The sequence below is a fragment of the Streptomyces sp. NBC_00252 genome (genome assembly GCF_036187565.1).
In the GTDB taxonomy this organism is placed as follows: Bacteria; Actinomycetota; Actinomycetes; order Streptomycetales; family Streptomycetaceae; genus Streptomyces.
Map to the genome: position 1 here is coordinate 6010223 of NZ_CP108087.1, position 24614 is coordinate 6034836.

The 24614-nt window shown below is 68.5% G+C and carries 21 protein-coding genes and 1 tRNA gene; 11 read left to right on the forward strand and 11 right to left on the reverse strand.

Annotated features, from left to right (window positions below):
- Positions 1-32: 32 nt before the first annotated feature.
- A complete protein-coding gene (locus OHT77_RS26550) occupies positions 33-1259 on the reverse strand; it encodes a pyridoxal phosphate-dependent aminotransferase (protein WP_328830965.1) in 1227 nt (408 codons plus the stop codon).
- A 260-nt stretch (positions 1260-1519) separates the two neighbouring features.
- On the opposite strand from OHT77_RS26550, the gene OHT77_RS26555 reads away from it, so the two are divergent.
- The 11 genes from OHT77_RS26555 to OHT77_RS26605 all read left to right on the forward strand — a co-directional run bounded on the left by OHT77_RS26555 (position 1520) and on the right by OHT77_RS26605 (position 15794).
- Positions 1520-1592: transfer RNA gene (locus OHT77_RS26555), tRNA-Trp, on the forward strand.
- A 113-nt stretch (positions 1593-1705) separates the two neighbouring features.
- On the forward strand, positions 1706-1993 hold the full coding sequence (secE, locus tag OHT77_RS26560; protein WP_266769433.1) for a preprotein translocase subunit SecE: 288 nt from the start codon (positions 1706-1708) through the stop codon (positions 1991-1993).
- A gap of 77 nt (positions 1994-2070) precedes the next feature.
- Positions 2071-2928, forward strand: coding sequence for a transcription termination/antitermination protein NusG (gene nusG / locus OHT77_RS26565; protein WP_328830968.1), 858 nt, complete (start codon positions 2071-2073; stop codon positions 2926-2928).
- Between the two features lie 168 nt (positions 2929-3096).
- Entirely contained in the window at positions 3097-3531 is a 435-nt protein-coding gene (gene rplK, locus OHT77_RS26570; RefSeq protein WP_006383482.1) for a 50S ribosomal protein L11, read from the forward strand.
- Positions 3532-3610: 79 nt separating this feature from the next.
- Positions 3611-4336 carry a 50S ribosomal protein L1 gene (gene rplA / locus OHT77_RS26575; protein WP_266769429.1) on the forward strand — a complete coding sequence of 242 codons (726 nt, stop codon included), beginning with the start codon at positions 3611-3613 and terminating at the stop codon, positions 4334-4336.
- A gap of 158 nt (positions 4337-4494) precedes the next feature.
- Positions 4495-5436 (forward strand): hypothetical protein, encoded by a 942-nt coding sequence (locus tag OHT77_RS26580; RefSeq protein WP_328830969.1) that lies wholly within the window; start codon positions 4495-4497, stop codon positions 5434-5436.
- Between the two features lie 154 nt (positions 5437-5590).
- The gene (locus tag OHT77_RS26585; RefSeq protein WP_328830970.1) at positions 5591-6445 is read left to right on the forward strand and encodes a DUF1396 domain-containing protein; all 855 of its coding nucleotides are present in this window, start codon (positions 5591-5593) and stop codon (positions 6443-6445) included.
- Positions 6446-6708: 263 nt separating this feature from the next.
- Complete coding sequence (gene rplJ, locus OHT77_RS26590) at positions 6709-7239, forward strand: 50S ribosomal protein L10 (protein WP_328830971.1); 531 nt, start codon at positions 6709-6711, stop codon at positions 7237-7239.
- A gap of 123 nt (positions 7240-7362) precedes the next feature.
- A complete protein-coding gene (gene rplL, locus OHT77_RS26595) occupies positions 7363-7743 on the forward strand; it encodes a 50S ribosomal protein L7/L12 (RefSeq protein ID WP_266776508.1) in 381 nt (126 codons plus the stop codon).
- A 571-nt stretch (positions 7744-8314) separates the two neighbouring features.
- The gene (gene rpoB / locus OHT77_RS26600; RefSeq protein ID WP_266769422.1) at positions 8315-11800 is read left to right on the forward strand and encodes a DNA-directed RNA polymerase subunit beta; all 3486 of its coding nucleotides are present in this window, start codon (positions 8315-8317) and stop codon (positions 11798-11800) included.
- 94 nt (positions 11801-11894) lie between these two features.
- On the forward strand, positions 11895-15794 hold the full coding sequence (locus tag OHT77_RS26605; protein ID WP_328830972.1) for a DNA-directed RNA polymerase subunit beta': 3900 nt from the start codon (positions 11895-11897) through the stop codon (positions 15792-15794).
- Between the two features lie 71 nt (positions 15795-15865).
- On the opposite strand, the gene OHT77_RS26610 is transcribed toward OHT77_RS26605, so the two are convergent.
- The 10 genes from OHT77_RS26610 to OHT77_RS26655 all read right to left on the reverse strand — a co-directional run bounded on the left by OHT77_RS26610 (position 15866) and on the right by OHT77_RS26655 (position 24613).
- Positions 15866-16129 carry a hypothetical protein gene (locus OHT77_RS26610; RefSeq protein ID WP_033279982.1) on the reverse strand — a complete coding sequence of 88 codons (264 nt, stop codon included), beginning with the start codon at positions 16127-16129 and terminating at the stop codon, positions 15866-15868.
- Positions 16116-16343 (reverse strand): hypothetical protein, encoded by a 228-nt coding sequence (locus OHT77_RS26615; protein WP_328830973.1) that lies wholly within the window; start codon positions 16341-16343, stop codon positions 16116-16118. The genes OHT77_RS26610 and OHT77_RS26615 overlap by 14 nt, the downstream gene beginning before the upstream one ends.
- A gap of 13 nt (positions 16344-16356) precedes the next feature.
- Positions 16357-17226, reverse strand: a complete 870-nt coding sequence (locus OHT77_RS26620) for a peptidoglycan-binding protein (protein ID WP_328830974.1) — start codon at positions 17224-17226, stop codon at positions 16357-16359.
- Between the two features lie 278 nt (positions 17227-17504).
- Positions 17505-17924, reverse strand: a complete 420-nt coding sequence (locus tag OHT77_RS26625) for an ATP-binding protein (protein WP_328830975.1) — start codon at positions 17922-17924, stop codon at positions 17505-17507.
- Positions 17925-17937: 13 nt separating this feature from the next.
- Positions 17938-18633 (reverse strand): hypothetical protein, encoded by a 696-nt coding sequence (locus OHT77_RS26630; RefSeq protein WP_328830976.1) that lies wholly within the window; start codon positions 18631-18633, stop codon positions 17938-17940.
- Positions 18633-19766 carry a hypothetical protein gene (locus tag OHT77_RS26635; RefSeq protein WP_328830977.1) on the reverse strand — a complete coding sequence of 378 codons (1134 nt, stop codon included), beginning with the start codon at positions 19764-19766 and terminating at the stop codon, positions 18633-18635. The genes OHT77_RS26630 and OHT77_RS26635 overlap by 1 nt, the downstream gene beginning before the upstream one ends.
- Entirely contained in the window at positions 19763-20863 is a 1101-nt protein-coding gene (locus OHT77_RS26640) for a hypothetical protein (protein WP_328830978.1), read from the reverse strand. The genes OHT77_RS26635 and OHT77_RS26640 overlap by 4 nt, the downstream gene beginning before the upstream one ends.
- 39 nt (positions 20864-20902) lie before the next feature.
- The gene (locus OHT77_RS26645; RefSeq protein ID WP_328830979.1) at positions 20903-22099 is read right to left on the reverse strand and encodes a hypothetical protein; all 1197 of its coding nucleotides are present in this window, start codon (positions 22097-22099) and stop codon (positions 20903-20905) included.
- Positions 22096-23316 carry a hypothetical protein gene (locus tag OHT77_RS26650; RefSeq protein ID WP_328830980.1) on the reverse strand — a complete coding sequence of 407 codons (1221 nt, stop codon included), beginning with the start codon at positions 23314-23316 and terminating at the stop codon, positions 22096-22098. The genes OHT77_RS26645 and OHT77_RS26650 overlap by 4 nt, the downstream gene beginning before the upstream one ends.
- Before the next feature lie 103 nt (positions 23317-23419).
- Positions 23420-24613, reverse strand: coding sequence for a hypothetical protein (locus OHT77_RS26655; protein ID WP_328830981.1), 1194 nt, complete (start codon positions 24611-24613; stop codon positions 23420-23422).
- Position 24614: the final 1 nt, after the last annotated feature.

Genomic DNA, 24614 nt, shown 5'->3' on the forward strand with positions numbered 1-24614 from the left:
CGGCCCGCACGCACGCGTGGAGGTACGAAAACTCAGTCCGTGGCCTCGGCCAGCAGCTTCTGGATACGGCTGACGCCCTCGACGAGGTCCTCGTCACCCAGGGCGTACGACAGCCGCAGGTAGCCGGGGGTCCCGAAGGCCTCGCCCGGGACGACCGCGACCTCGGCCTCCTCCAGGATCAGCGCGGCCAGCTCGACCGAGTTCTGCGGGCGCTTGCCGCGGATCTCCTTGCCGAGCAGCGCCTTGACCGACGGGTAGGCGTAGAACGCGCCCTCGGGCTCCGGGCAGAGCACGCCGTCGATCTCGTTGAGCATCCGCACGATCGTCCTGCGGCGGCGGTCGAAGGCCTCGCGCATCTCCGCGACGGCCTTCAGGTCACCGGAGACGGCGGCCAGCGCGGCGACCTGGGCCACGTTCGACACGTTCGAGGTGGCGTGCGACTGGAGGTTCGTCGCGGCCTTGACGACGTCCTTGGGGCCGATGATCCAGCCCACCCGCCAGCCGGTCATGGCGTACGTCTTGGCGACACCGTTGACCACGATGCACTTGTCGCGCAGCTCCGGGAGGATCGCGGGCAGCGAGGTGAACTTGGCGTCGCCGTAGACGAGGTGCTCGTAGATCTCGTCCGTCATGACCCACAGGCCGTGCTCGACGGCCCAGCGGCCGATCGCCTCGGCCTCGGCCTCGCTGTAGACGGCGCCGGTCGGGTTCGACGGCGAGACGAAGAGGACGACCTTGGTGTTCTCCGTGCGGGCCGCCTCCAGCTGCTCGACGGTGACGCGGTAGCCGGTCGTCTCGTCGGCGACGACGTCCACGGGGACACCGCCCGCGAGGCGGATCGACTCCGGGTACGTCGTCCAGTACGGCGCCGGGACGATGACCTCGTCGCCCGGGTCGAGGATCGCTGCGAAGGCCTCGTAGATCGCCTGCTTGCCGCCGTTGGTGACGAGGATCTGCGAGGCGTCCACCTCGTAGCCCGAGTCGCGCAGCGTCTTCGCCGCGATCGCGGACTTCAGCTCCGGGAGACCGCCGGCCGGGGTGTAGCGGTGGTACTTGGGGTTCGAGCAGGCCTCGATGGCGGCCTGGACGACGTAGTCCGGGGTCGGGAAGTCCGGTTCACCCGCGCCGAAGCCGATCACCGGACGTCCGGCGGCCTTGAGGGCCTTGGCCTTGGCGTCCACGGCGAGGGTGGCGGACTCGGAGATCGCGCCGACTCGGGCGGAGACCCGGCGCTCGGTGGGAGGGGTTGAGGCGCTCATGGGGCCCATCGTTTCAGACCGGAAACCCGCCCGGCACACCGGTTTCACAGACTGAACAGGATGGGGAAGGCACTGAACAACCGTCCGGATTCCCGCCCCGGCCTGGGTGATCTTCCTCCGGCAATCCCCGTACAGGCACTTTCTGTTCGACGACCGGCGCCGGAGCACGTACACTCCTAGCTCGTTGGCCTTCAACAGCCGCGCCCCACTGGGTGCACACCGAGCACCCGGGCGGATGCGGTACGTTGGGGACGTCACAAAGGGTCGTAGCTCAATTGGTAGAGCACCGGTCTCCAAAACCGGCGGTTGGGGGTTCAAGTCCCTCCGGCCCTGCTACACACACCTTCACCAGGATGTGTGCGCAGCGCATGTACGTACAGCAATGCACCGCCGTGCGGCTCAGACCGGGCGCGGCACGGCCACGACCCGGGAACAGGTGAGGATGAATGGCGGACGCCGTGGGCTCCATCGACATGCCTGATGCCCAGGACGAGGTGTCGGAGTCCAAGAAGAAGCCCCGCAAGGGTGGAAAGCGCGCCAAGAAGGGCCCGCTGAAGCGCCTCGGCATCTTCTACCGCCAGATCGTCGCGGAGCTCCGCAAGGTCGTCTGGCCGACGCGCAACCAGCTGACGACGTACACGACCGTCGTGATCGTCTTCGTCGTCATCATGATCGGTCTGGTGACCGTGATTGACTATGGACTCAATCACGCCGCGAAGTACGTCTTCGGCTGAGGCCGGAAGCGAAGGGCGCCCTGACCGGCGCCCCTTTCGCGTGTTCCACCCCCATGTATCCAGGAAGAAGCAGCCACGTGTCTGACCCGAACCTGAACGAGGCCGTCGAGCCGGACGAGTCCGTGGAAGACGAACTCGACATCGTCGAGGGCGCGGACGAGGAGCTGGACGAGGTCGAGGCTGCAGACGCCGACGCGGGCGAGCCCGCCGAGGAAGCCGCCGTGCACGTCGAGGACGAGGACGAGGAAGCGGCCGAGGACCTCGACGACGAGACCGCGGCCGAGGACGACGAGGAAGAGGCCGAGCCGGCCGAGCCCGTCGACCCCGTTGTCGCCCTGCGCGAGGAACTGCGTCTCCTTCCCGGCGAGTGGTACGTCATCCACACGTACGCCGGTTACGAGAACCGCGTGAAGACCAACCTGGAGCAGCGCGCCGTCTCGCTGAACGTCGAGGACTACATCTTCGCGGCCGAGGTGCCGCAGGAAGAGGTCGTCCAGATCAAGAACGGCGACCGCAAGACCATCAAGCAGAACAAGCTCCCGGGCTACGTCCTGGTCCGCATGGACCTGACGAACGAGTCCTGGGGCGTCGTCCGCAACACCCCCGGCGTCACCGGCTTCGTGGGCAACGCCTACGACCCGTACCCGCTGACCCTGGACGAGATCGTCAAGATGCTCGCCCCGGAGGCCGAGGAGAAGGCCGCGCGTGAGGCCGCCGAGGCCGAGGGCAAGCCGGTTCCGCAGCGCAAGGTCGAGGTCCAGGTGCTGGACTTCGAGGTCGGCGACTCGGTCACCGTCACCGACGGTCCGTTCGCGACGCTGCAGGCGACGATCAACGAGATCAACGCCGACTCGAAGAAGGTCAAGGGTCTCGTCGAGATCTTCGGCCGCGAGACGCCGGTGGAGCTCTCCTTCGACCAGATCCAGAAGAACTAGTTCTTCCTGGACCCACGTCTTCCGAGCAGGTCAGACGGGCTGTCAAAAGCCTCTCTGACCTGCTCGGTTTTTAGCCGCGCATAGATACCCGTTATCGTTGTGCGGTATGCCTCCATCCGGATTAACCGGACAGGGGCCGAACACTCTCACTAGGACCCGGAGAGAGCAATGCCTCCCAAGAAGAAGAAGGTCACGGGGCTCATCAAGCTCCAGATCAACGCCGGTGCGGCGAACCCGGCCCCGCCGGTCGGCCCCGCGCTGGGTCAGCACGGCGTCAACATCATGGAGTTCTGCAAGGCCTACAACGCGGCCACCGAGTCGCAGCGTGGCTGGGTGATCCCGGTGGAGATCACGGTCTACGAAGACCGCTCCTTCACCTTCATCACCAAGACTCCGCCGGCCGCGAAGATGATCCTCAAGGCCGCAGGTGTCGAGAAGGGCTCCGGCGAGCCGCACAAGACCAAGGTCGCCAAGATCACCCAGGCGCAGGTCCGCGAGATCGCCACGACCAAGCTTCCCGACCTGAACGCCAACGACCTGGACGCCGCGTCGAAGATCATCGCCGGCACCGCCCGTTCCATGGGCATCACCGTCGAGGGCTGACCTTCACCCCGTAGGAAAGACCGTGGCAGGGCCTGCTCGGCCCACACCACGACTCCTCAGAACACACACAGGAGCAGTAGTGAGCAAGCGCAGCAAGTCTCTCCGCGCTGCAGACGCCAAGATCGACCGGGAGAAGCTCTACGCCCCGCTCGAGGCCGTGCGTCTCGCCAAGGAGACCTCCACCTCCAAGTTCGACGGCACCGTCGAGGTCGCCTTCCGTCTGGGTGTCGACCCGCGCAAGGCCGACCAGATGGTCCGCGGCACCGTGAACCTCCCGCACGGCACCGGCAAGACCGCCCGGGTCCTGGTCTTCGCGACCGGTGACCGTGCCGAGGCCGCGACTGCCGCAGGCGCCGACATCGTCGGTTCCGACGAACTCATCGACGAGGTGGCGAAGGGCCGGCTGGACTTCGACGCCGTCGTCGCCACCCCGGACCTCATGGGCAAGGTCGGCCGCCTCGGCCGCGTGCTCGGTCCCCGTGGTCTCATGCCGAACCCCAAGACCGGCACCGTGACGCCGGACGTGGCGAAGGCCGTCAACGAGATCAAGGGCGGAAAGATCGAGTTCCGCGTCGACAAGCACTCGAACCTGCACTTCATCATCGGCAAGTCGTCCTTCGACGACACCAAGCTGGTGGAGAACTACGGCGCGGCCCTGGACGAGATCCTCCGTCTGAAGCCGTCCGCCGCCAAGGGTCGCTACATCAAGAAGGCCGCGATCAGCACCACGATCGGCCCCGGCATTCCGGTCGACCCGAACCGCACCCGCAACCTCCTCGTCGAGGAGGACCCGGCCGCCGTCTGAGCCTCGCGCTCACCCCGGTAGCCGCGTCCAGCGCGCGTCAGCATCGGACGAGCCCCGCAACCTTCGGGTTGCGGGGCTCGTCCTCTTTTCGGACGGGGTGTCAGTGCCCTGCGCTAGCGTTCTTGGCAGGCACAGCAATCGCATAGGGGTGGGGACCAATGAAGAGCACGACCGTGCGCCGGGTGGGACTCTCGATCGCGGTGGCGACCGCGCTGGCCTCGGTGGCCGCCTGTGGTTCCTCGGGCTCCTCCGGGGGCTCAGGCAAGGACGACAAGGCCCTCGGCAAGGGCGCGACCCGGGTGAGCCCCATCGCGGCCCTGCGCAGCGCCGAGCAGTCCACCGACAAGGCGGACTCCGCGAAGGTCGAGTCGTCCACCGTGATGGGCTCCCTGATGTCCATGGACGCCAAGGGGAACCTGGGCTGGGCCGACGGCCTCACCGGCACCCTGACGATGACGTACACCGGCGGCACCCTGGCCGACACGATGCGCGCGGCGGGCAGCACGTCGATGGAGGCCCGCTATCTGCCGGACGCGTACTACGCCAAGATGGGCGAGAAGTTCGCCCAGCAGGCCGACGGCAAGCACTGGATCAAGTACGACTACGACGACCTGGCCAAGCTCGGCGGCAGCTCCGGCGCGTACCTCAAGGACCAGATACAGAACACGACGCCGAACCAGTCGGTGAAGCTCCTGCTCGCCTCCGGTGACGTCACGAAGGTCGGCACGGAGTCGGTCCGCGGCCAACAGACCACGCACTACGCGGGCACGGTCGACGTCGCGGACCTCGCCGCCAAGAACTCGAACCTCACCGCGAGCCAGCTCGCCGCCATGAGGAAGCAGCTCACCGCGGCCGGCGTCACCACCGAGCACGTCGACATCTGGATCAACGCCCAGGACCTCCTGGTCAAGAAGACCGAGAAGGGCCAGATGTCGTCGGGCCAGTACACCCAGACCGCGTTCTACAGCGACTACGGCGTGAAGGCCGACGCGACGGTGCCCCCGGCGAGCGACACCGAGGACTTCACGGCTCTGCTGAAGAAGCAGGGCATGACCCCGGGCAGCGGTGACACGGCGACGGGGTCCGGCACGAGCTCCTGAGCGGGGCCCAACTCCGGCCGGGCCCACGGGAATTCGGAAGACCTCCCGCACCGCCCGGGGTTAGGCTCACGGCTCTCGCTGTGCATCGGCCATGCGTTCCCTGTGTCCCAGGGGTCCCTCGCGGCCGTCGCGTTCTGTTCCCTGGGGGAAACACATGCAGTCTTCCGTACGTCGTTCCACGCGCCGCGGGGCCACCGGTGCCGGGCTCGCCGCCCTGCTCCTCGCCGGGGGAGCGGTCGGCTGCTCGAAGGTCGCCGCGGACCGGTCGCCGGACATGGCGCCCGCCGCGGCCGTCGCCGCCGCGGCGAAGAAGACGGAGGACATCACGTCCCTCCGCTACCGGATGGCCGGCGAGATGCCGGGCGAGGGGACCATCAGGGCCGAGGCCGCGATGACCACCGAGCCGCAGGCCATGAGCATGAAGATGACCTCGTCCACGTCCGGCGGGACGGTCCAGCTGCGCATCGTCGGCAAGGCGCTCTACATCAACGGCGGCCCCGAGACGGCGAAGGAACTGGGCGGCAAGAGCTGGGTGAAGCTCGACATGTCCGCCCTCGGAGGCGTGGGCAACGACCTGACGGCCAACGCGGCGGGCGCCGCCGAGGCCGACAAGAACCCGGCCGCCGAGACCGCCTTCCTCGCCGGCGCCAAGGACGTGAAGAAGGTCGGCACCGAGACCGTCGACGGCGTGCGCACCACCCATTACGCCGGCAGGGTCACCCTCGCCGACGTCAGGGCCGCCGCCAAGAGCGAGGACAAGGCCACCGGGGAGCGGCGCGAGAGGAGCGTCGAGCAGTACGAGAAGATGGGCGTCGACGCGATCACCATGGACATGTGGGTCGACGGCGAGAAGCACGCCAAGCGGTTCCGGATGCGCGGCCAGGGAGACAAGGGCCCGCTGGACATGACGGTCACCTTCCTCGACCTGAACCAGCCGGTGACGGTCACCGCCCCGCCCGCGAAGGACACGACCGACCTCGCCGAGCTCATGAAGAGCGCCCAGGGCTGAGCCGTACGGGCGGATTTGCTTGAGCCTGCGGCGTTCACGTACTCTGCTCCAGAAGCCAAAGACCGCTGGTCGTTGCCGTGCCTCTCAAGGGTGTGGTGACCGAAGGATCCGCTGAACAGTGGACGACCCGCGCAGGTGAACTGGATGTGCTCCCGGGAATGCTTTTCCGGTCGAGCTACGCCCCGTGCGCCTGCGCCGGGGCGTTTTCTCTGTCCCAGCCCCTTCTGAGCGGTCCTCATCACCCGGAAGGAGGCCGACGCTCTATGGCAAGGCCCGACAAGGCTGCCGCGGTAGCCGAGCTCGCGGGACAGTTCCGCGACTCGAACGCCGCCGTGCTGACCGAGTACCGGGGTCTCACCGTGGCGCAGCTCAAGACGCTGCGTCGTTCGCTCGGTGAGAACGCCCAGTACGCCGTGGTGAAGAACACGCTGACCAAGATTGCGGCCAACGAGGCCGGGATCAACACGCTCGACGACCTGTTCAACGGTCCGACGGCGGTCGCCTTCATCACCGGTGACCCGGTGGAGTCGGCGAAGGGTCTTCGTGACTTCGCCAAGGACAACCCGAACCTCGTCATCAAGGGCGGTGTCCTTGACGGCAAGGCGCTGTCCGCCGACGAGATCAAGAAGCTCGCGGACCTCGAGTCCCGCGAGGTTCTGCTCTCCAAGCTGGCGGGTGCCTTCAAGGGCAAGCAGACGCAGGCTGCGCAGCTCTTCCAGGCGCTCCCGTCGAAGCTCGTCCGCACGGTGGACGCCCTTCGCGCCAAGCAAGAAGAGCAGGGCGGTGCCGAGTAATTCGGCTCGCAGCATGACCGCCGCCTGAGGCCTCGCGCCGCACGGCAACGGTCGTAGCGGGCCGAACGTACGCCCGCCAGACATGTACACACCGGCACCAGCCGAAATTAGTGGAAGGAAGCCATCGTGGCTCTCACCCAGGACGAACTGCTCGCCGAGTTCGAGACCATGACCCTCATCCAGCTTTCCGAGTTCGTGAAGGCGTTCGAGGAGAAGTTCGACGTCACCGCCGCCGCCGCGGTCGCCGCTGCCCCGGCCGGCCCGGCCGCCGCCGCCGAGGTCGCTGAGGAGCAGGACGAGTTCGACGTCATCCTCACCGGCGCCGGCGAGAAGAAGATCCAGGTCATCAAGGTCGTGCGTGAGCTGACCTCGCTGGGTCTCAAGGAGGCCAAGGACCTCGTGGACGGCGCTCCGAAGCCGGTCCTCGAGAAGGTCGCCAAGGACGCCGCCGAGAAGGCCGCCGAGTCCCTCAAGGGCGCCGGCGCCTCGGTCGAGGTCAAGTAACACCTTCGAGGCCGTGAACGGGGTCCCAAGGACCTTGTAACGCCTCACCCCCGAAGAGCGATCATCCATCTGGGTGGTCGCTCTTCGGCGTTCCTGGGTCGGGTGAGCGGCAGCCTTGCGATCAGGGGTTCCCGGAGTATGGTGATCTTCTTCGTGCCTCCGGGCGGCCCTGGTGGCATGTGGGGTGGGCCATGGAGGCCTTGACGAACCGCACGCAGCGCGCAATTCTCAGGACGCGTCGTCACAACGATCCGAATCCGAGGCATGGATCGGCGGCGAAGAGGGCAGTATCAACGCGTTGAGGACGTGAGCTTGCCGAGGGTGTTGAGCACGACGAGGGTCTCAAAAAAGCGGGGCTGGACATCAGTGCGCCGAGTGGCTACACTGACCCTTTGCGCTGCCTGTTAGCTGCTCCCTGCCCGTCACCAGGGGCATGCCCTCACTTGAGCATCGATGACCGGACCATCTCTGACCTGGCCTTTCCGGGCCGTCTCAGGAAGTCCGTGTCTCCTTGCCCCTGCGAGGGGCCGGTACGCGCGTAGTGAGTCCGAGCCCTCGGAAGGACCCCCTCTTGGCCGCCTCGCGCACTGCCTCGACCGCGAATATGAACAACGGCGCCAGCACCGCCCCGCTGCGCATCTCCTTTGCAAAGATCAAGGAGCCCCTCGAGGTTCCCAACCTGCTCGCGTTGCAGACCGAGAGCTTCGACTGGCTGCTCGGCAACACCGCCTGGCAGAGTCGGGTCGAGGCGGCTCTGGAGTCGGGTCAGGACGTCCCCACCAAGTCCGGTCTGGAGGAGATCTTCGAGGAGATCTCTCCGATCGAGGACTTCTCCGGGTCGATGTCGCTGACCTTCCGCGACCACCGTTTCGAACCTCCCAAGAACAGCATCGACGAGTGCAAGGAGCGCGACTTCACGTACGCCGCCCCGCTCTTCGTAACCGCTGAGTTCACCAACAACGAGACCGGCGAGATCAAGTCCCAGACGGTCTTCATGGGCGACTTCCCGCTCATGACCAACAAGGGCACCTTCGTCATCAACGGCACCGAGCGTGTCGTCGTGTCGCAGCTGGTCCGCTCGCCGGGCGTCTACTTCGACTCCTCGATCGACAAGACGTCCGACAAGGACATCTTCTCCGCCAAGGTGATCCCCTCCCGGGGTGCCTGGCTGGAGATGGAGATCGACAAGCGCGACATGGTCGGTGTCCGCATCGACCGCAAGCGCAAGCAGTCCGTCACCGTCCTGCTCAAGGCTCTCGGTTGGACGACCGAGCAGATCCTCGAGGAGTTCGGCGAGTACGAGTCCATGCGCGCCACCCTGGAGAAGGACCACACCCAGGGCCAGGACGACGCGCTCCTCGACATCTACCGCAAGCTGCGTCCGGGCGAGCCCCCGACCCGCGAGGCCGCGCAGACGCTTCTGGAGAACCTCTACTTCAACCCGAAGCGCTACGACCTCGCCAAGGTCGGCCGCTACAAGGTCAACAAGAAGCTGGGCGGCGAAGCCCCGCTCGACGCCGGTGTGCTGACCGTCGAGGACATCATCTCGTCGATCAAGTACCTGGTGAAGCTGCACGCCGGTGAGACCGAGACCGTTGGCGACAACGGCACGACGATCGTCGTCGAGACCGACGACATCGACCACTTCGGCAACCGCCGTCTGCGCAACGTCGGCGAGCTCATCCAGAACCAGGTCCGTACGGGCCTGGCGCGTATGGAGCGCGTCGTCCGCGAGCGGATGACCACCCAGGACGTCGAGGCGATCACGCCGCAGACCCTGATCAACATCCGGCCGGTCGTCGCCTCCATCAAGGAGTTCTTCGGCACCAGCCAGCTGTCGCAGTTCATGGACCAGAACAACCCGCTGTCGGGTCTCACCCACAAGCGCCGTCTGTCGGCTCTTGGCCCGGGTGGTCTCTCCCGTGAGCGGGCCGGCTTCGAGGTCCGTGACGTGCACCCCTCGCACTACGGCCGCATGTGCCCGATCGAGACCCCTGAAGGCCCGAACATCGGCCTGATCGGCTCGCTCGCCTCCTACGGCCGGGTCAACGCGTTCGGTTTCGTCGAGACGCCGTACCGCCGGGTCACCGACGGTGTCGTCACCGACGAGGTCGACTACCTGACCGCCGACGAAGAGGACCGATTCGTCATCGCGCAGGCCAACGCGCCGCTCGGGGACGACTTCCGGTTCGAGGAGACCCGCGTCCTGGTCCGCCGCCGTGGCGGAGAGGTCGACTACGTCCCCGGTGACGACGTCGACTACATGGACGTCTCCCCGCGCCAGATGGTGTCCGTCGCGACCGCGATGATCCCCTTCCTGGAGCACGACGACGCCAACCGTGCCCTCATGGGCGCGAACATGATGCGTCAGGCGGTGCCGCTCATCAAGTCCGAGGCGCCGCTGGTCGGCACCGGCATGGAGTACCGCTGTGCGGTCGACGCCGGTGACGTCCTGAAGTCGGAGAAGGACGGTGTGGTCCAGGAGGTCTCCGCGGACTACATCACCACCGCCAACGACGACGGCACGTACACCACGTACCGCCTCGCCAAGTTCTCCCGCTCGAACCAGGGCACCTCCGTCAACCAGAAGGTTGTCGTGGACGAGGGCGCCCGGGTCATCGCCGGCCAGGTGCTGGCCGACGGTCCCGCGACCGAGTTCGGCGAGATGGCGCTCGGCAAGAACCTGCTCGTGGCGTTCATGCCCTGGGAGGGTCACAACTACGAGGACGCGATCATCCTGTCGCAGCGCCTCGTGCAGGACGACGTCCTCTCCTCGATCCACATCGAGGAGCACGAGGTCGACGCCCGTGACACCAAGCTGGGCCCCGAGGAGATCACCCGGGACATCCCGAACGTCTCCGAGGAGGTCCTCGCCGACCTCGACGAGCGCGGCATCATCCGGATCGGTGCCGAGGTCGTCGCCGGTGACATCCTCGTCGGCAAGGTCACGCCCAAGGGTGAGACCGAGCTGACCCCCGAGGAGCGCCTGCTCCGCGCGATCTTCGGTGAGAAGGCGCGCGAGGTGCGCGACACCTCGCTGAAGGTGCCGCACGGCGAGATCGGCAAGGTCATCGGCGTCCGCGTCTTCGACCGCGAGGAGGGCGACGAACTGCCGCCCGGCGTCAACCAGTTGGTCCGGGTGTATGTTGCGCAGAAGCGCAAGATCACCGACGGCGACAAGCTGGCCGGCCGGCACGGCAACAAGGGTGTCATCTCCAAGATCCTGCCCATCGAGGACATGCCGTTCCTCGAGGACGGGACTCCGGTCGACATCATCCTGAACCCGCTGGGTGTCCCGTCCCGAATGAACCCGGGACAGGTCCTGGAGATCCACCTCGGCTGGCTCGCCAGCCGCGGCTGGGACGTCTCCGGGCTCAGCGAGGAATGGGCGCGCCGCCTGCAGGTCATCGGCGCCGACCAGGTCGCGCCGGGTACCAACGTCGCGACCCCGGTCTTCGACGGTGCCCGCGAGGACGAGATCTCCGGTCTCTTCGAGGCCACGATCCCGAACCGCGACGGGGACCGGCTGGTCCAGGCCTCCGGCAAGGCCAACCTGTTCGACGGCCGCTCCGGCGAGCCGTTCCCGGAGCCGATCTCGATCGGCTACATGTACATCCTGAAGCTGCACCACCTGGTCGACGACAAGCTGCACGCCCGTTCGACCGGTCCGTACTCGATGATCACCCAGCAGCCGCTGGGTGGTAAGGCGCAGTTCGGTGGTCAGCGCTTCGGCGAGATGGAGGTGTGGGCGCTTGAGGCTTATGGCGCCGCTTACGCCCTCCAGGAGCTGCTGACGATCAAGTCCGACGACGTGACCGGCCGCGTGAAGGTCTATGAGGCCATCGTCAAGGGCGAGAACATCCCCGAGCCCGGCATCCCCGAGTCCTTCAAGGTGCTCATCAAGGAGATGCAGTCGCTCTGCCTGAACGTGGAGGTGCTGTCCAGTGACGGTATGTCCATCGAGATGCGTGACACCGACGAGGATGTCTTCCGCGCAGCGGAGGAGCTCGGCATCGACCTGTCCCGGCGCGAGCCGAGCAGCGTCGAAGAGGTCTGACGGGAGTCCGGAGACCTGCGCCACGCAGGTCTCCGGCCCCAGGACCCCCGTATCAGACCCCAAGACTTACAACCCTGAGAGGGATTGACGCATAGTGCTCGACGTCAACTTCTTCGATGAGCTCCGGATCGGTCTGGCAACCGCTGACGACATCCGTCAGTGGAGCCACGGCGAGGTCAAGAAGCCCGAGACCATCAACTACCGCACGCTCAAGCCCGAAAAGGACGGACTCTTCTGCGAGAAGATCTTCGGTCCGACCCGGGACTGGGAGTGCTACTGCGGCAAGTACAAGCGCGTCCGCTTCAAGGGCATCATCTGTGAGCGCTGCGGCGTCGAGGTGACCCGCGCCAAGGTGCGCCGTGAGCGGATGGGCCACATCGAACTGGCCGCGCCCGTCACCCACATCTGGTACTTCAAGGGTGTCCCGTCCCGTCTGGGATACCTGCTCGACCTCGCCCCGAAGGACCTCGAGAAGGTCATCTACTTCGCGGCGTACATGATCACGTTCGTCGACGAAGAGCGCCGCACGCGTGACCTGCCCTCGCTGGAGGCGCACGTCTCCGTGGAGCGTCAGCAGGTCGAGAACCGGCGTGACTCCGACCTCGAGGCCCGCGCCAAGAAGCTCGAGACCGACCTGGCCGAGCTCGAGGCCGAGGGTGCCAAGGCCGACGTGCGCCGCAAGGTGCGCGAAGGTGCCGAGCGCGAGATGAAGCAGCTGCGCGACCGTGCGCAGCGCGAGATCGACCGCCTGGACGAGGTGTGGACCCGGTTCAAGAACCTCAAGGTCCAGGACCTCGAGGGCGACGAGCTGCTCTACCGCGAGCTGCGTGACCGCTTCGGCACGTACTTCGACGGTTCGATGGGTGCCGCGGCGCTGCAGAAGCGCCTGGAGTCCTTCGACCTGGACGAAGAGGCCGAGCGCCTCCGCGAGATCATCCGCACCGGCAAGGGCCAGAAGAAGACCCGTGCGCTGAAGCGGCTCAAGGTCGTGTCCGCGTTCCTGCAGACCTCCAACAGCCCCAAGGGCATGGTCCTCGACTGCGTCCCGGTCATCCCGCCGGACCTCCGCCCGATGGTGCAGCTGGACGGTGGCCGCTTCGCGACCTCCGACCTGAACGACCTGTACCGCCGTGTGATCAACCGCAACAACCGCCTGAAGCGCCTTCTCGACCTCGGTGCCCCCGAGATCATCGTGAACAACGAGAAGCGCATGCTCCAGGAGGCCGTCGACGCGCTCTTCGACAACGGCCGTCGTGGCCGCCCGGTGACGGGCCCCGGCAACCGTCCGCTGAAGTCGCTGTCCGACATGCTCAAGGGCAAGCAGGGTCGCTTCCGTCAGAACCTGCTCGGCAAGCGCGTGGACTACTCCGCGCGTTCCGTGATCGTCGTCGGTCCGCAGCTGAAGCTGCACCAGTGCGGTCTGCCGAAGGCCATGGCGCTGGAGCTCTTCAAGCCGTTCGTGATGAAGCGCCTGGTCGACCTGAACCACGCGCAGAACATCAAGTCGGCGAAGCGCATGGTCGAGCGCGGCCGCACGGTGGTCTACGACGTCCTCGAAGAGGTCATCGCGGAGCACCCGGTCCTGCTGAACCGTGCGCCCACGCTGCACCGCCTCGGCATCCAGGCCTTCGAGCCGCAGCTGGTCGAGGGCAAGGCCATCCAGATCCACCCGCTCGTCTGCACCGCGTTCAACGCGGACTTCGACGGTGACCAGATGGCCGTGCACCTGCCGCTCTCCGCGGAGGCGCAGGCCGAGGCCCGCATCCTGATGCTGTCCTCGAACAACATCCTGAAGCCCGCCGACGGCCGTCCGGTGACGATGCCGACCCAGGACATGGTCCTCGGTCTGTTCTTCCTCACCACCGACGGCGAGCTCCGCGACGTCAAGGGCGAGGGCCGCGCGTTCGGCTCCACGGCCGAGGCGACGATGGCGTTCGACGCCGGCGAGCTGGCGCTCCAGTCGGCCGTCGACATCCGCTTCCCGGTGGGCACCATTCCGCCGCGTGGCTGGGTGCCGCCGGTCCGCGAGGAGGGCGAGCCCGAGTGGCAGCAGGGTGACACCTTCCGTCTCCGGACGACCCTGGGCCGCGCGCTCTTCAACGAGCTGCTGCCCGAGGACTACCCGTTCGTCGACTACTCGGTGGGCAAGAAGCAGCTCTCCGAGATCGTCAACGACCTGGCCGAGCGCTACCCCAAGGTCATCGTGGCGGCGACGCTCGACAACCTGAAGGCGGCCGGCTTCTTCTGGGCGACCCGTTCCGGTGTCACCGTGGCCATCTCCGACGTCGTCGTTCCCGAGGCGAAGAAGGAGATCGTCAAGGGCTACGAGGCGCAGGACGAGAAGGTCCAGAAGCAGTACGAGCGCGGTCTGATCACCAAGGAAGAGCGTACGCAGGAGCTCATCGCGATCTGGACCAAGGCGACCAACGAGGTCGCCGAGGCGATGAACGCGAACTTCCCGAAGACCAACCCCATCTTCATGATGGTCGACTCGGGTGCCCGAGGAAACATGATGCAGATGCGTCAGATCGCCGGTATGCGCGGTCTGGTGTCGAACGCCAAGAACGAGACGATTCCCCGTCCCATCAAGGCGTCCTTCCGTGAAGGTCTGTCCGTGCTGGAGTACTTCATCTCCACCCACGGTGCCCGTAAGGGTCTGGCCGACACCGCTCTGCGTACCGCCGACTCGGGTTACCTCACCCGTCGTCTGGTCGACGTCTCCCAGGACGTCATCATCCGCGAGGAGGACTGCGGCACCGACCGCGGCCTCAAGCTGCACATCGCGGAGCGTGGCGCGGACGGCGTCCTGCGCAAGGCCGACAACGTCGAGACCAGCGTGTACGCCCGTGCGCTGGCCGAGGACATCACCGTCGACGGCAAGGTGCTGGCCCCGGCCAACACCGACCTCGGCGACGTCCTCATCGACGAGCTGGTCAAGCACGGCATCGAGACGGTCAAGACCCGCTCGGTCCTGACCTGCGAGTCCGCCGTCGGCACCTGCGCCATGTGCTACGGCCGCTCGCTGGCCACCGGCAAGCTGGTCGACATCGGTGAGGCGGTCGGCATCATCGCCGCCCAGTCCATCGGTGAGCCCGGTACCCAGCTGACGATGCGTACCTTCCACACCGGTGGTGTGGCCGGTGACGACATCACCCAGGGTCTGCCCCGTGTCGTCGAGCTCTTCGAGGCTCGTACGCCGAAGGGTGTCGCCCCGATCTCCGAGGCCCAGGGCCGCGTGCGGATCGAGGAGACCGAGAAGACCAAGAAGATCGTCGTCACCCCGGACGACGGCAGCGACGAGACGGCGTTCCCGATCTCGAAGCGTGCCCGTCTTCTGGTCAGCGAGGGCGAGCACGTCGAGGTGGGCCAGAAGCTCACCGTGGGTGCCACCAACCCGCACGACGTGCTGCGCATCCTGGGTCAGCGTGCCGTCCAGGTCCACCTGGTCGGCGAGGTCCAGAAGGTGTACAACTCGCAGGGTGTGTCGATCCACGACAAGCACATCGAGATCATCATCCGGCAGATGCTCCGCCGTGTGACGATCATCGAGTCCGGCGACGCCGAGCTGCTGCCCGGCGAGCTGGTCGAGCGCTCCCGCTTCGAGCAGGAGAACCGTCGTGTGGTGCAGGAGGGCGGTCACCCGGCCTCCGGTCGTCCGCAGCTCATGGGTATCACCAAGGCCTCGCTGGCCACGGAGTCCTGGCTGTCGGCGGCGTCCTTCCAGGAGACGACCAGGGTCCTGACGGACGCGGCGATCAACGCCAAGTCCGACTCCCTGATCGGCCTCAAGGAGAACGTCATCATCGGTAAGCTCATCCCGGCCGGTACGGGCCTGTCCCGCTACCGCAACATCCGGGTCGAGCCGACCGAGGAAGCCAAGGCCGCGATGTACTCGGCCGTCGGCTACGACGACATCGACTACTCGCCGTTCGGCACGGGCTCCGGCCAGGCCGTTCCGCTGGAGGACTACGACTACGGTCCGTACAACCAGTAAGCGAGCAGGCTGAGTTGAACTGAAGGGCGGTCACTCCGTTTCGTACGGGGTGGCCGCCCTTCGGCGTTGTCTCAGCGCGCGGTGATTTCGAGCGCGGTGACCACGACCGTCGCTACGGCGGCCAGCGCGCCGATGCTCGCCAGTGGCCAGCGGGATCGCTCCAGGGTGTCCAACCGCCGCTCGTGGTCGGCGAGTTGCTTGTCGGTCTGGTCGCTGCGCTGGACCAGTAGCGCGAGCGAGCCGTCGACCCGGGCGAACCCGGCCTCCAACGAGCCGCGCAGCCGCTCCAGTTCGAGGGCGACGGTGATCGCGTCGTTCGGATCAGTGTCGTTCATCGGCGTCCCCCGTTCGCAGCCACTCGGGCAACAGGGCCTGTACGGCGGGCAGGGCCATGACCCTGGTGACGCCGGCGGCGACGGCCAGGGCGCCGGCCACCCACGGGATCGTCTCGGCGACACCGGCGGCGTCGACGACCGTAGGAAGAAGGACACACAGGCCGACAGCGGTCTGGACTACGGTGCGGAGGGTTCGCTTGGCGGCCTCTGACATGGGGCTTCCTTTCTCAGGAGCTGTACGGGACCTTCAGCGCGGCCCAGGAGGTGGCGCCGGGCCAGCCGTCGGCTGCGGTGCCGGTGTAGCCGAGCTTGCGCTGCCACTTGGCGTAGGAGGCCTTGTCGACGGTGGTCCACTGGGGGCCGGGGCCCGCGGTGTACGCCGAGCAGCCGACGGCGACCAGGCGCTTGCCCATCGCGGTGACGATCGCGGACCTGGGGTTCTTCTTGAACCAGTCCGCGCCCGGGAAGGGCTGGTAGGTCGGCTTGGCGGGCGGGGTGACCTTGGTGCCGAGGCGGGTGGCCACGCGGGTGCGGAAGTCGGCCATCGCGAAACCCCGCGGGTCGATCTTGGTGTTCGTCCACTCCTTGTGGCCGATCACCGAGTGGGCGTTCCAGCCGTGTGCTCGGCAGAGGGCGGCGGAGGCCCGGACCATCGCGTCGAGTTGGACCGCGGGCCAGGGGTCCTTGCCGTCGCCGAGGTTGACGCACTCGAAGCCGTAGAAGTGGACGTTGCCGTCCGTGTTGTTCTGGTTCGGGGCGGGGAGGGTGGGGCTCTGGGCGATGACGGCCTTCAGTACGTCGCCGTCGCCGCTGCCCGCGTGGTTGGCCCGGCCGTTGCCCACGAGGTGGACTGTGCCGTCCTTGGCGATGACTCCGTGGCAGAGGGGGCCGGGGAGTACTGAGTCGCCGTTGTAGCAGAGGTTGACGGAGGGGGTGGTGCCGGAGGTGACGGTGTGGTGGATGACGACGCCGTTCACTGGGCCCCAACTGCCCTTGGTGTTGCGGTTGTTGGCGCGCCAGCCGGGGTGTTCGACGACGGTGATGCCCTCGGCTTTCAGGGCTGCGATCAGGGTGTCCGGGGAGAGGGGTGTGGCCATGGGGTGCCTTCTTGGTCGGCGGGTGGGCATGAAAAAACCCGGGCCGGGGGTGGGGGCTCGGGTTGTGTGCGGTGTGCGAGTGGGTGGGGGCTGGTCGCGCAGTTCCCCGCGCCCCTAGGGGTTGGGGTGGGGCGGAGTGAGAGGGCTGGGTGCGTCCGCGCGGCGGTAGCCGCATGTTTGGGCAGCTCCGCGCCCCTTAGGGGGTTGGGGTGAGCGGGATGAAAAGGCTGGTCGCGGCCGCGCGGCGGTAGCCGCATGTTCGGGGCAGCCTCGCGCCCCTAGGGGGTCGCCGTTGCCGTTGGTTCGGTGTCGCCGTTTCCGTCTCCCGGGTCCGTCTCCGGTGGGGTCCACTTGGCGCAGAGGGCCGTGTATGCGGCCGTGTTGTCCACGAAGTTGGCGAGGGCCGCGGCTACGGCCTGTTGGGGGGCCGTGGGGTCGGGGACCACCGGGTTGGTGCCGATCGGGAGGACGGTGACGCGGCCGCTGCCGCGGAGGGTGGCGGCGTTGGGGCCGGACTCGGTGAACTGGGCGGTGACGGTGACCGGGGAGTAGAGGCCGGTGACCGAGTCGGGGGCGATGACGGTGTTGTAGCTGGAGTCGGAGACGTTGATGTAGACCGTGTGGCCGGCCTCGGTGATGGTGGCGCGGCCCGCGAAGTCGATGGCGAGGCCCCAGGGCTGGGTGGGGTCGATGTCCATGGGTTGTCCTTCCTCAGGTCTGGCGGCCGTACATCAGTACGGGGTTGACGTAGACGGTGCCGGAGGCGCTGGTGACCTGGGCCTGGACCTCGACCTTGAGCAGGCCGCCGTAGGCCGCGGAGAAGTCGGAGGCGACCGGGCCCGACTGGTCGAAGTCCGCGCCGGCGGCGACGACGGTGCCCCACTGGGCGCCGTTGACGAGGAGCTGGACGGAGCCGGTGGCGCCGGAGCTGGCACGGGTGTTCATGAGGAGCCGCATTCTTGGCTGCCAGACGACGTTGTAGGACATCGCGATGGTCGTCATCGAGGTCGCCGTGGTCTGCGGCCAGCGGGTGACGGCCGCGTCCTGCGGCGGCAGCAGGTTCAGCCAGGGCCGGGCGAGACCGCCGGTGGCGACGTCGTCCGAGATCAGCTCGCGCTCGGCGATGTCGTAGATGCGCAGGGGCTGTGCGGAGGTGGCGGTGCCGTCGCCGTTGTACATGCTGATGGCGCGGGTGCCGGTCTGCCGGCGGAGTTCCATGCGGTACTCGCTGGTGCCGGGCCACTTGCCGACCTTGAAGATCGGGGAGCCGGTGGCCGGGCCGACCTCCAGGGTGCCGCCGGAGACGGTGTTGAGGGCGGGGCGGGTGTTGACGGCGGTGGAGAGCTGCTGGATGCGGCGCTCCATCTGGGTGAGCCGGTCGATGATGTCTTCGGGGAGCTGGGGCATCAGACCTCCTCCAGGTAGAGGTCGGCGGTGTCGGGGCGGCCGCGCTGGGCGGGGCTGACCTTGACGCCGATGATCCGGTAGCGGGTGTCGAGGCCCTCGGCGTACCACTCGTCGGTGATCCGGATGCGGACCGTGCGGCCGATCAGCGCGGACGGGACCAGGTCGTCGAGGCGGACGCTGATCTCGGGGATCACCACCGCGCCGGTCGCGGCGGCCAGTTCGGTGCGGGCGAGGGCGGTGAGGGTGGCCGTGTCGGTGATGTCGTTGTGGTCCGAGGTCAGGTCGATGCGGGGGTAACCCGCTTGTCCGATCAGGTCGTTGGCCACCGCGACCGTCGAGCAGAGCGGGCGGGACTCGCTCGCCTGGTCGCTGTTGGTGGAGGCGCCCCGGGCCCGGTCGGTGGTGCCGCCGCGGGTGGCGTCGCGGGGGAAGGAGTACGCCAGGATCGTGCCCGGGCGGTCCATCACCAGGTCGGTGGCGCCGGTGAGGATCTTCGGGCTGCCGAGCCGGAGCCGGCGCACCCGGGCGCCGGTCGTCGGGTCCGTGTAGACCGAGATGTAGTGCTCGAAGCCGTTCTCCAGCGCGGCCAGGGCGTCCAGCGCGTCGAGGTAGACCGTCTCGTCGCCGTCGCGGTAGCTCGCCGAGCGGGTCACGCCGGAGGTCTCGGTGCCGTAGGTGACGCCGATGTCGCCACCGGGCAGCGCGGTCTGGAGGTCGGTCCACAGGGCGCGGGCCACGTCCAACTGGTCGCCGTTGAGCGAGAGTTGGTAGTCCTCGTCGTACTCCGGTGTGGTCGCCCGGATCAGGCGTCTTCCCGCGTACGACTCGAAGGTCGCCGCCTGGACGCCGAGGGTGAGGACGCCCTGGTCGTCGCTCTGGAGGGTGCTCGTCCAGACGATGCCGCCCCACCACAGGTCGCTGCCGCGCTGGAGGTAGACCGAGGTGCGGCCCTCCTCGATGCGGCGGACCCGGGCGGCCATCGCCGCGTCCGGGACGGGGATGGTGCCCGAGAGCGAGCCGGCCTTGCCGATGTAGTCGTCGACGGTGACATCGCGCAGCGGCAGGATGTCGATGGTGTTGTCGGTGCGCAGGTCGCAGAAGATCGCCCGGTAGGGCGTGTTGACGGTGGTCATACGGCGGCCTCGTAGGTGGCGGAGCCGGTGACGGTGTGGCCGTTCGCCCAGGTCCACGGGGTGAGGGAGTCCACCCCGCCGACATAGGTGAAGGTGGTGGCGCTGGGCTGGCCCGAGGAGGTGATCAGCTCGAAGGCACCGGTGGTGGAGAGGTAGAGACGGGCCGCCGCGCGGTTGCCCGCGGTGCCCGCGGCCATCTCGGCGAAGCCGATGGACAGCCGGGTCGAGGCCGCGGCGACCGGCAGCGAGAAGCGCCAACTGTCGTTCGTGGTGGGGCTGCTGCCGAAGTTGGTGGTGCTGCCGAACGTGATCTGGAAGTTCAGGTGCACGGTCGTCCCGAACTTCACGTACCGGCCGCTCACCGAGGCGTTCCCGAAGGCCGGGGTCGCCGAACCGGTGTTGGTGGTCCAGGTCGGGGTCCAGCTCTGCCAGGTCGGCAGCACCGGGTAGTCGGTCCAGGCGGTGCCGTTCCAGCGCTGCAACTGGCCGCCCGCGTCCCGGTATTGGCCCGGGTAGGCGCCGTTCGCGGTGTCGGTGGTGACCGGGAGGATGCCGCCGAGGCCGACCGTCGCGTTGCGGACGCCGGTGAGGGCGGTGGCCCAGGTGATGCCGCCGGTGCCCGCGCTCGTGTTCTTCGGTACGGCGATCTGGTAGAGCGGGATCGAGAGGTCGGGGGTGGCCGGGATCGCCGGGGTGGCCGCGGGGGTGCCCTTGACGATCTCCACGACGGCCTCGCTGCGGCCCGAGCCGTCGTAGAGGTCGTCGTAGATCCGCAGGACGAGCAGGTCGATCCGGCCGTAGAGGGCGTCGCCGTCGGCGAAGGTGACGTTCAGGTATTCGGTGAGGGCGACCGGGTAGGCGCCGCGGGCGTCGGTGGACTGGACGACCGCGCGGCCGGGGCTGACCGAGGCGCTCATGCTGCTCGCGGTGCCGGTCAGGGTGAAGCCGGTGATGCGGAACTGGCCGTCGGGGGAGCCCGGGAGGATGCCGGAGCGGGTGGCGACGGGTGAGGTCGGGGTGAGAGCACCGAGCGAGACGAGCCGGGTGTCCTCGCGGGACTGGCTGTCCGGGGACAGCCAGCCGGAGCGAACGGCCATGGTCGAACTCCAATCAAAGGGTGAGGAGTTGAGGGAGTGTCAGGAGATCGGGTCCACGCGCAGGTGGATGGTGTCGAACCAGCAGGTGACGCTCGCCGAGGTCGACCGGTGCATCGCGGTGACCGTGCAAGTGGCGCCCGGGGACAGGGAGTTGAGCCGCAGCTGGGTCGAGACCGACTTGCTGACCGCGCCCGAGCCGGAGGCCGCCCGCTCGTCGTCCGGCGCCCAGATCACCGTCGGACCCAGCGTGACCTGGGGGGACAGGTGGGCGGTCGCGGTCTCGCTGCCCGCCGTGTAGACGCGGGCGCCGATGCCGATGATCACCGAACCGGACGGGGGCGCGGTGAAGTTGAGCGTCAGGGACGTCACGGCGGTGCCCGCGAGCGTCGCCGTGTATGTCGTCGAGGTGGTCGAGCCGGCGTCCAGGGACTGCGTGAACGCCGGTCCCGGCACGGCCGGTTGCCAGGAACTGCCGTTCCAGCGCTGGAGTTGACCGGCCGCGGTGTCGCGGTACTGGCCGGGGTAGCCGCCGGTGGTGAGCACGCCCGCCGGGGCGATCCCGCCGAGGGCCTTCGGATACGGCACCCAGGCCGTGCCGCTCCACCGCTGGAGGGTGCCGTCGCCCTCGTTGTCCTGGTACTGGCCGCGGTAACTCCCCGCCACCGTGGCGTTGTTGTAGGCCGGGAGGATGCCGCCCACCGATACCAGCGTGGTCCGCAGGTCGGTGATGGCGGTGGCCCAGGGGATGCCGCCCGTGCCCGCGCTCGTCCCGGCCGGGACCGCGACCTGGAACAGCGGCAGCGCCAGGCCGGGGGCGGCCGGTGCGGCGGGCACGGCGGCCGGGGTGCCCTGGACGGTCTCGACGGCGGCCTCGCTGCGGCCGGAGCCGTCCGCCTCGTCGTCGTAGATCCGCAGGACGACCAGGTCGACGCGGCCGTACTGGGCGTCGCCCGGGGCGAACGACACCGTGACGTCCTCGTCGAGGGCGACCGGGTAGGCGCCCCGGGTGCCGGCGCCCTGGACGACGGCCCTGCCGGGGTGGACGACAGCCGTCATCGTGCCCGTCGTGCCGGCCATGCCCAGGCCGCCGATCCGGAACTGGCCGTCGTCGGTGCCCGGCAGGATGCCCGAGCGGCTCTGCAGCGGGCCGGCCGGAGTGGTGGCGCCGAGGGCGGTGTGGCGGGTGTCCGCCCGCGTCTGGCCGTCCGGGGACAGCCACCCGTAACGAACCGTCACGACGCGGACTCGTACGTGCCGTGGATGGACAGCACGTCACCGACCGCCCACGCGTAGGGCAGCGACTTGTCCCAGATGCCGGTGCTGGTGGCGGAGGTGTCGCGAATCGAGCGGACGTAGCCGACACCGCTGGTCGACGCGAGCAGGCCGCTGCCCTGGTAGAACAGCAGCGCCGAGGAGTCGTAGGCCTCCGCGCTCAGCACCCGGCCGTCGAGCTTCCACGCCGTGCCGTTCGGCGCGAACGGCAGCCGGAACGTCCAGTTCGCGTTCGCGTCCTGGGCGGTCAGGTTGGTCGTCGAGCCGATCTTCAGATAGATCCGCACGTGCACGACCGTCCCGAGCTTCGCGTATGACCCCGCCAGCGTGCCGTTGCCGATCACGGGCGCGGCGCCGGTCTCGGCGCCCCACACCGGGGTGTAGTCCGTCCAGGTCGGCGAGGGCAGGTAGTTCACCCAGGCCGTGCCGTTCCAGCGCTGCAGCACTCCGGCGGAGGTGTCGCGGTACTGGCCGGTGTAGCTCGCGGTGGTGACCGCGCCGGCCGGGGCGATACCGCCCAGGGCGCTCGGGTACGACACCCAGGCCGAGCCGTCCCACCGCTGCAGCGCGCCGCCGGAGTCGCGGAACTGGCCCGGGTAGGCGCCGTTGCCGGTCTCGCCGTACGCGGGGAGGATGCCGCCGACCGCCACGACGGGGGTGCGCAGGTCGGTGACGTCGGTGCTCCAGGTGATGCCGCCCTTGCCCGCGCTGATGCCCGCGGCGACCTTGACCTGGTAGAGCGCGAGGCCGATGCCGGGGATCACCGGGGCGACGGGGGCGGCGGCCGGGGTGCCCTTGATGATCTCCAGGGCCGCCTTCGTCTGGCCGGAGTTGTCGTAGAGCGAGTCGTAGATCCGGAGGACGACCAGGTCGATACGGGGGTTGGTGGCGTTGCCGTCGGTGAAGGTCAGGGCGGACGGCTCGGGGAGGGTGACCGGGTAGGCGCCCTGGGTGGCGCCCGCCGCGATGACGGCACGGCCCTCGTGGACGGTCGCCGACATGGCGCCCGCCGCGCCCTCCAGCCAGAAGCCGGACATGCGGTAGAGGCCGTCGTAGGAACCCGGGAGGATGCCGGAGCGGACCTCCAGGGGGTTGACGGGGGTGGTCGCGCCGAGCTGGGTCAGACGGGTGTCCTCGCGGGTCTGGCCGGTCTCGGCCACCCATGCGCTGCGGAGGTTCATGTACGGGGCTCCTGTGGTGGATGGGGTGTGTGGTGGGGCTGCGGGTGCGCGGGCCGTCCCGATCGCTCCCCGGCGGGTCAACTGGCCCTGGGCGCGCGGTGGTTCAGGTGCGGAGCCACTCCGCGGTGAAGTTGGTGGCGTAGCCCGAGCCGCCGAGGGTGGTGAGGGTGGTGCCGGAGTTCTGGAGGCCGTAGAGCGCGAGCTTGTCGCCCGCCGCGCACTTCAGGAGGGCCGTGCCGGTGACGCTGGTCGCGCCCGGGCCGGCTCCGATCAGCCAGGTGGCGCGGGGGACTCCGGCGCCGTTCTGGTAGATGCGTGCGCCGCGTGAGCCGGTCGCCGACTCGTTGAACCAGGTGAGGGTGCAGCCCACCCGCCACCAGCCCGCCCTCGGCACGGTGTAGGTGTTGGACCCCGACCAGCCGGTGGCGTCGTCGACGTCCGTCGTCTGGAGGGTGATCTGCGTCCAGGGGCCGGAGGTGACGGACTGGCCGGTGGTCTGCTCCACGCTCAGCAGGATCTTCGAACGGCCCTCCGCGTACTGCCAGTTGGAGCCGTCCCAGCGCTGGAGGAGACCGGCCGCGTTCTCCTGGTACTGGCCGGCGTAACTGCCCGTCGTCAGCGCCCCGACGGGGGCGATACCGCCCACCGCCTTCGGGTACGACACCCAGGCCGAGCCGTCCCACCGCTGGAACGTGCCCGGGGTGTCGCGGTACTGCCCGGGATAGGCGCCGTCGAAGCCCGACGCCGGGACGATCCCGCCCAACGCGGCCGTGGAGTAACGGAGGTTGGTGACCGCCGTGGTCCACGACAGGCCGCCGTTCCCCGCCGAGGCGCCGGCCGGGACCGCTATCCGGTAGAGGGGGATGGCGTTGCCGTTCGGGGTGGCGGGGGCGACCGGGATGGCCGCCGGGGTGCCCTGAACCAGCCGTACCAGCGCGGTGGTTGAGCCCGTGCCGTCGTAGTCGTCGTCCAGTACGGCGAGTTCGACCAGGTCGATGCGGCCGTACTGGGCGTCGCCGTCCGGCACGGTCAGGGTCTCGGGGTCGGTCACCGCGACCGGGTAGGTGCCCTGGAGGATGCGGGCGCTCTGGACGAAGGCGCGGCCGGTGCCGATCGTGAACGTCATCGTCCCGGTGGCGCCGGTGAGCGCGAAACCGCCGGGGACAATGCCGCCGCGTGCCTTCAGGGGGACGTTGTCGGCCGTGCTCGCGTTGATGGTGAGCAGGCCGGAGAGGGTGAGGCGGGTGTCCTCACGGGTCTGGTCGCCCGGCGTGAGCCAGGCCGCTCTGACCGTCATG

Coding starts and splice junctions, on each gene's coding strand:
- OHT77_RS26550 (WP_328830965.1), bottom strand. CDS start 1,259: ATGAGCGCCTCAACCCCTCCCACCGAGCGCCGGGTCTCCGCCCGAGTC.
- secE (WP_266769433.1), top strand. CDS start 1,706: ATGGCGGACGCCGTGGGCTCCATCGACATGCCTGATGCCCAGGACGAG.
- rplK (WP_006383482.1), top strand. CDS start 3,097: ATGCCTCCCAAGAAGAAGAAGGTCACGGGGCTCATCAAGCTCCAGATC.
- OHT77_RS26580 (WP_328830969.1), top strand. CDS start 4,495: ATGAAGAGCACGACCGTGCGCCGGGTGGGACTCTCGATCGCGGTGGCG.
- OHT77_RS26585 (WP_328830970.1), top strand. CDS start 5,591: ATGCAGTCTTCCGTACGTCGTTCCACGCGCCGCGGGGCCACCGGTGCC.
- rplJ (WP_328830971.1), top strand. CDS start 6,709: ATGGCAAGGCCCGACAAGGCTGCCGCGGTAGCCGAGCTCGCGGGACAG.
- OHT77_RS26610 (WP_033279982.1), bottom strand. CDS start 16,129: ATGAACGACACTGATCCGAACGACGCGATCACCGTCGCCCTCGAACTG.
- OHT77_RS26615 (WP_328830973.1), bottom strand. CDS start 16,343: ATGTCAGAGGCCGCCAAGCGAACCCTCCGCACCGTAGTCCAGACCGCT.
- OHT77_RS26620 (WP_328830974.1), bottom strand. CDS start 17,226: ATGGCCACACCCCTCTCCCCGGACACCCTGATCGCAGCCCTGAAAGCC.
- OHT77_RS26625 (WP_328830975.1), bottom strand. CDS start 17,924: ATGGACATCGACCCCACCCAGCCCTGGGGCCTCGCCATCGACTTCGCG.
- OHT77_RS26630 (WP_328830976.1), bottom strand. CDS start 18,633: ATGCCCCAGCTCCCCGAAGACATCATCGACCGGCTCACCCAGATGGAG.
- OHT77_RS26635 (WP_328830977.1), bottom strand. CDS start 19,766: ATGACCACCGTCAACACGCCCTACCGGGCGATCTTCTGCGACCTGCGC.
- OHT77_RS26640 (WP_328830978.1), bottom strand. CDS start 20,863: ATGGCCGTTCGCTCCGGCTGGCTGTCCCCGGACAGCCAGTCCCGCGAG.
- OHT77_RS26650 (WP_328830980.1), bottom strand. CDS start 23,316: ATGAACCTCCGCAGCGCATGGGTGGCCGAGACCGGCCAGACCCGCGAG.
- OHT77_RS26655 (WP_328830981.1), bottom strand. CDS start 24,613: ATGACGGTCAGAGCGGCCTGGCTCACGCCGGGCGACCAGACCCGTGAG.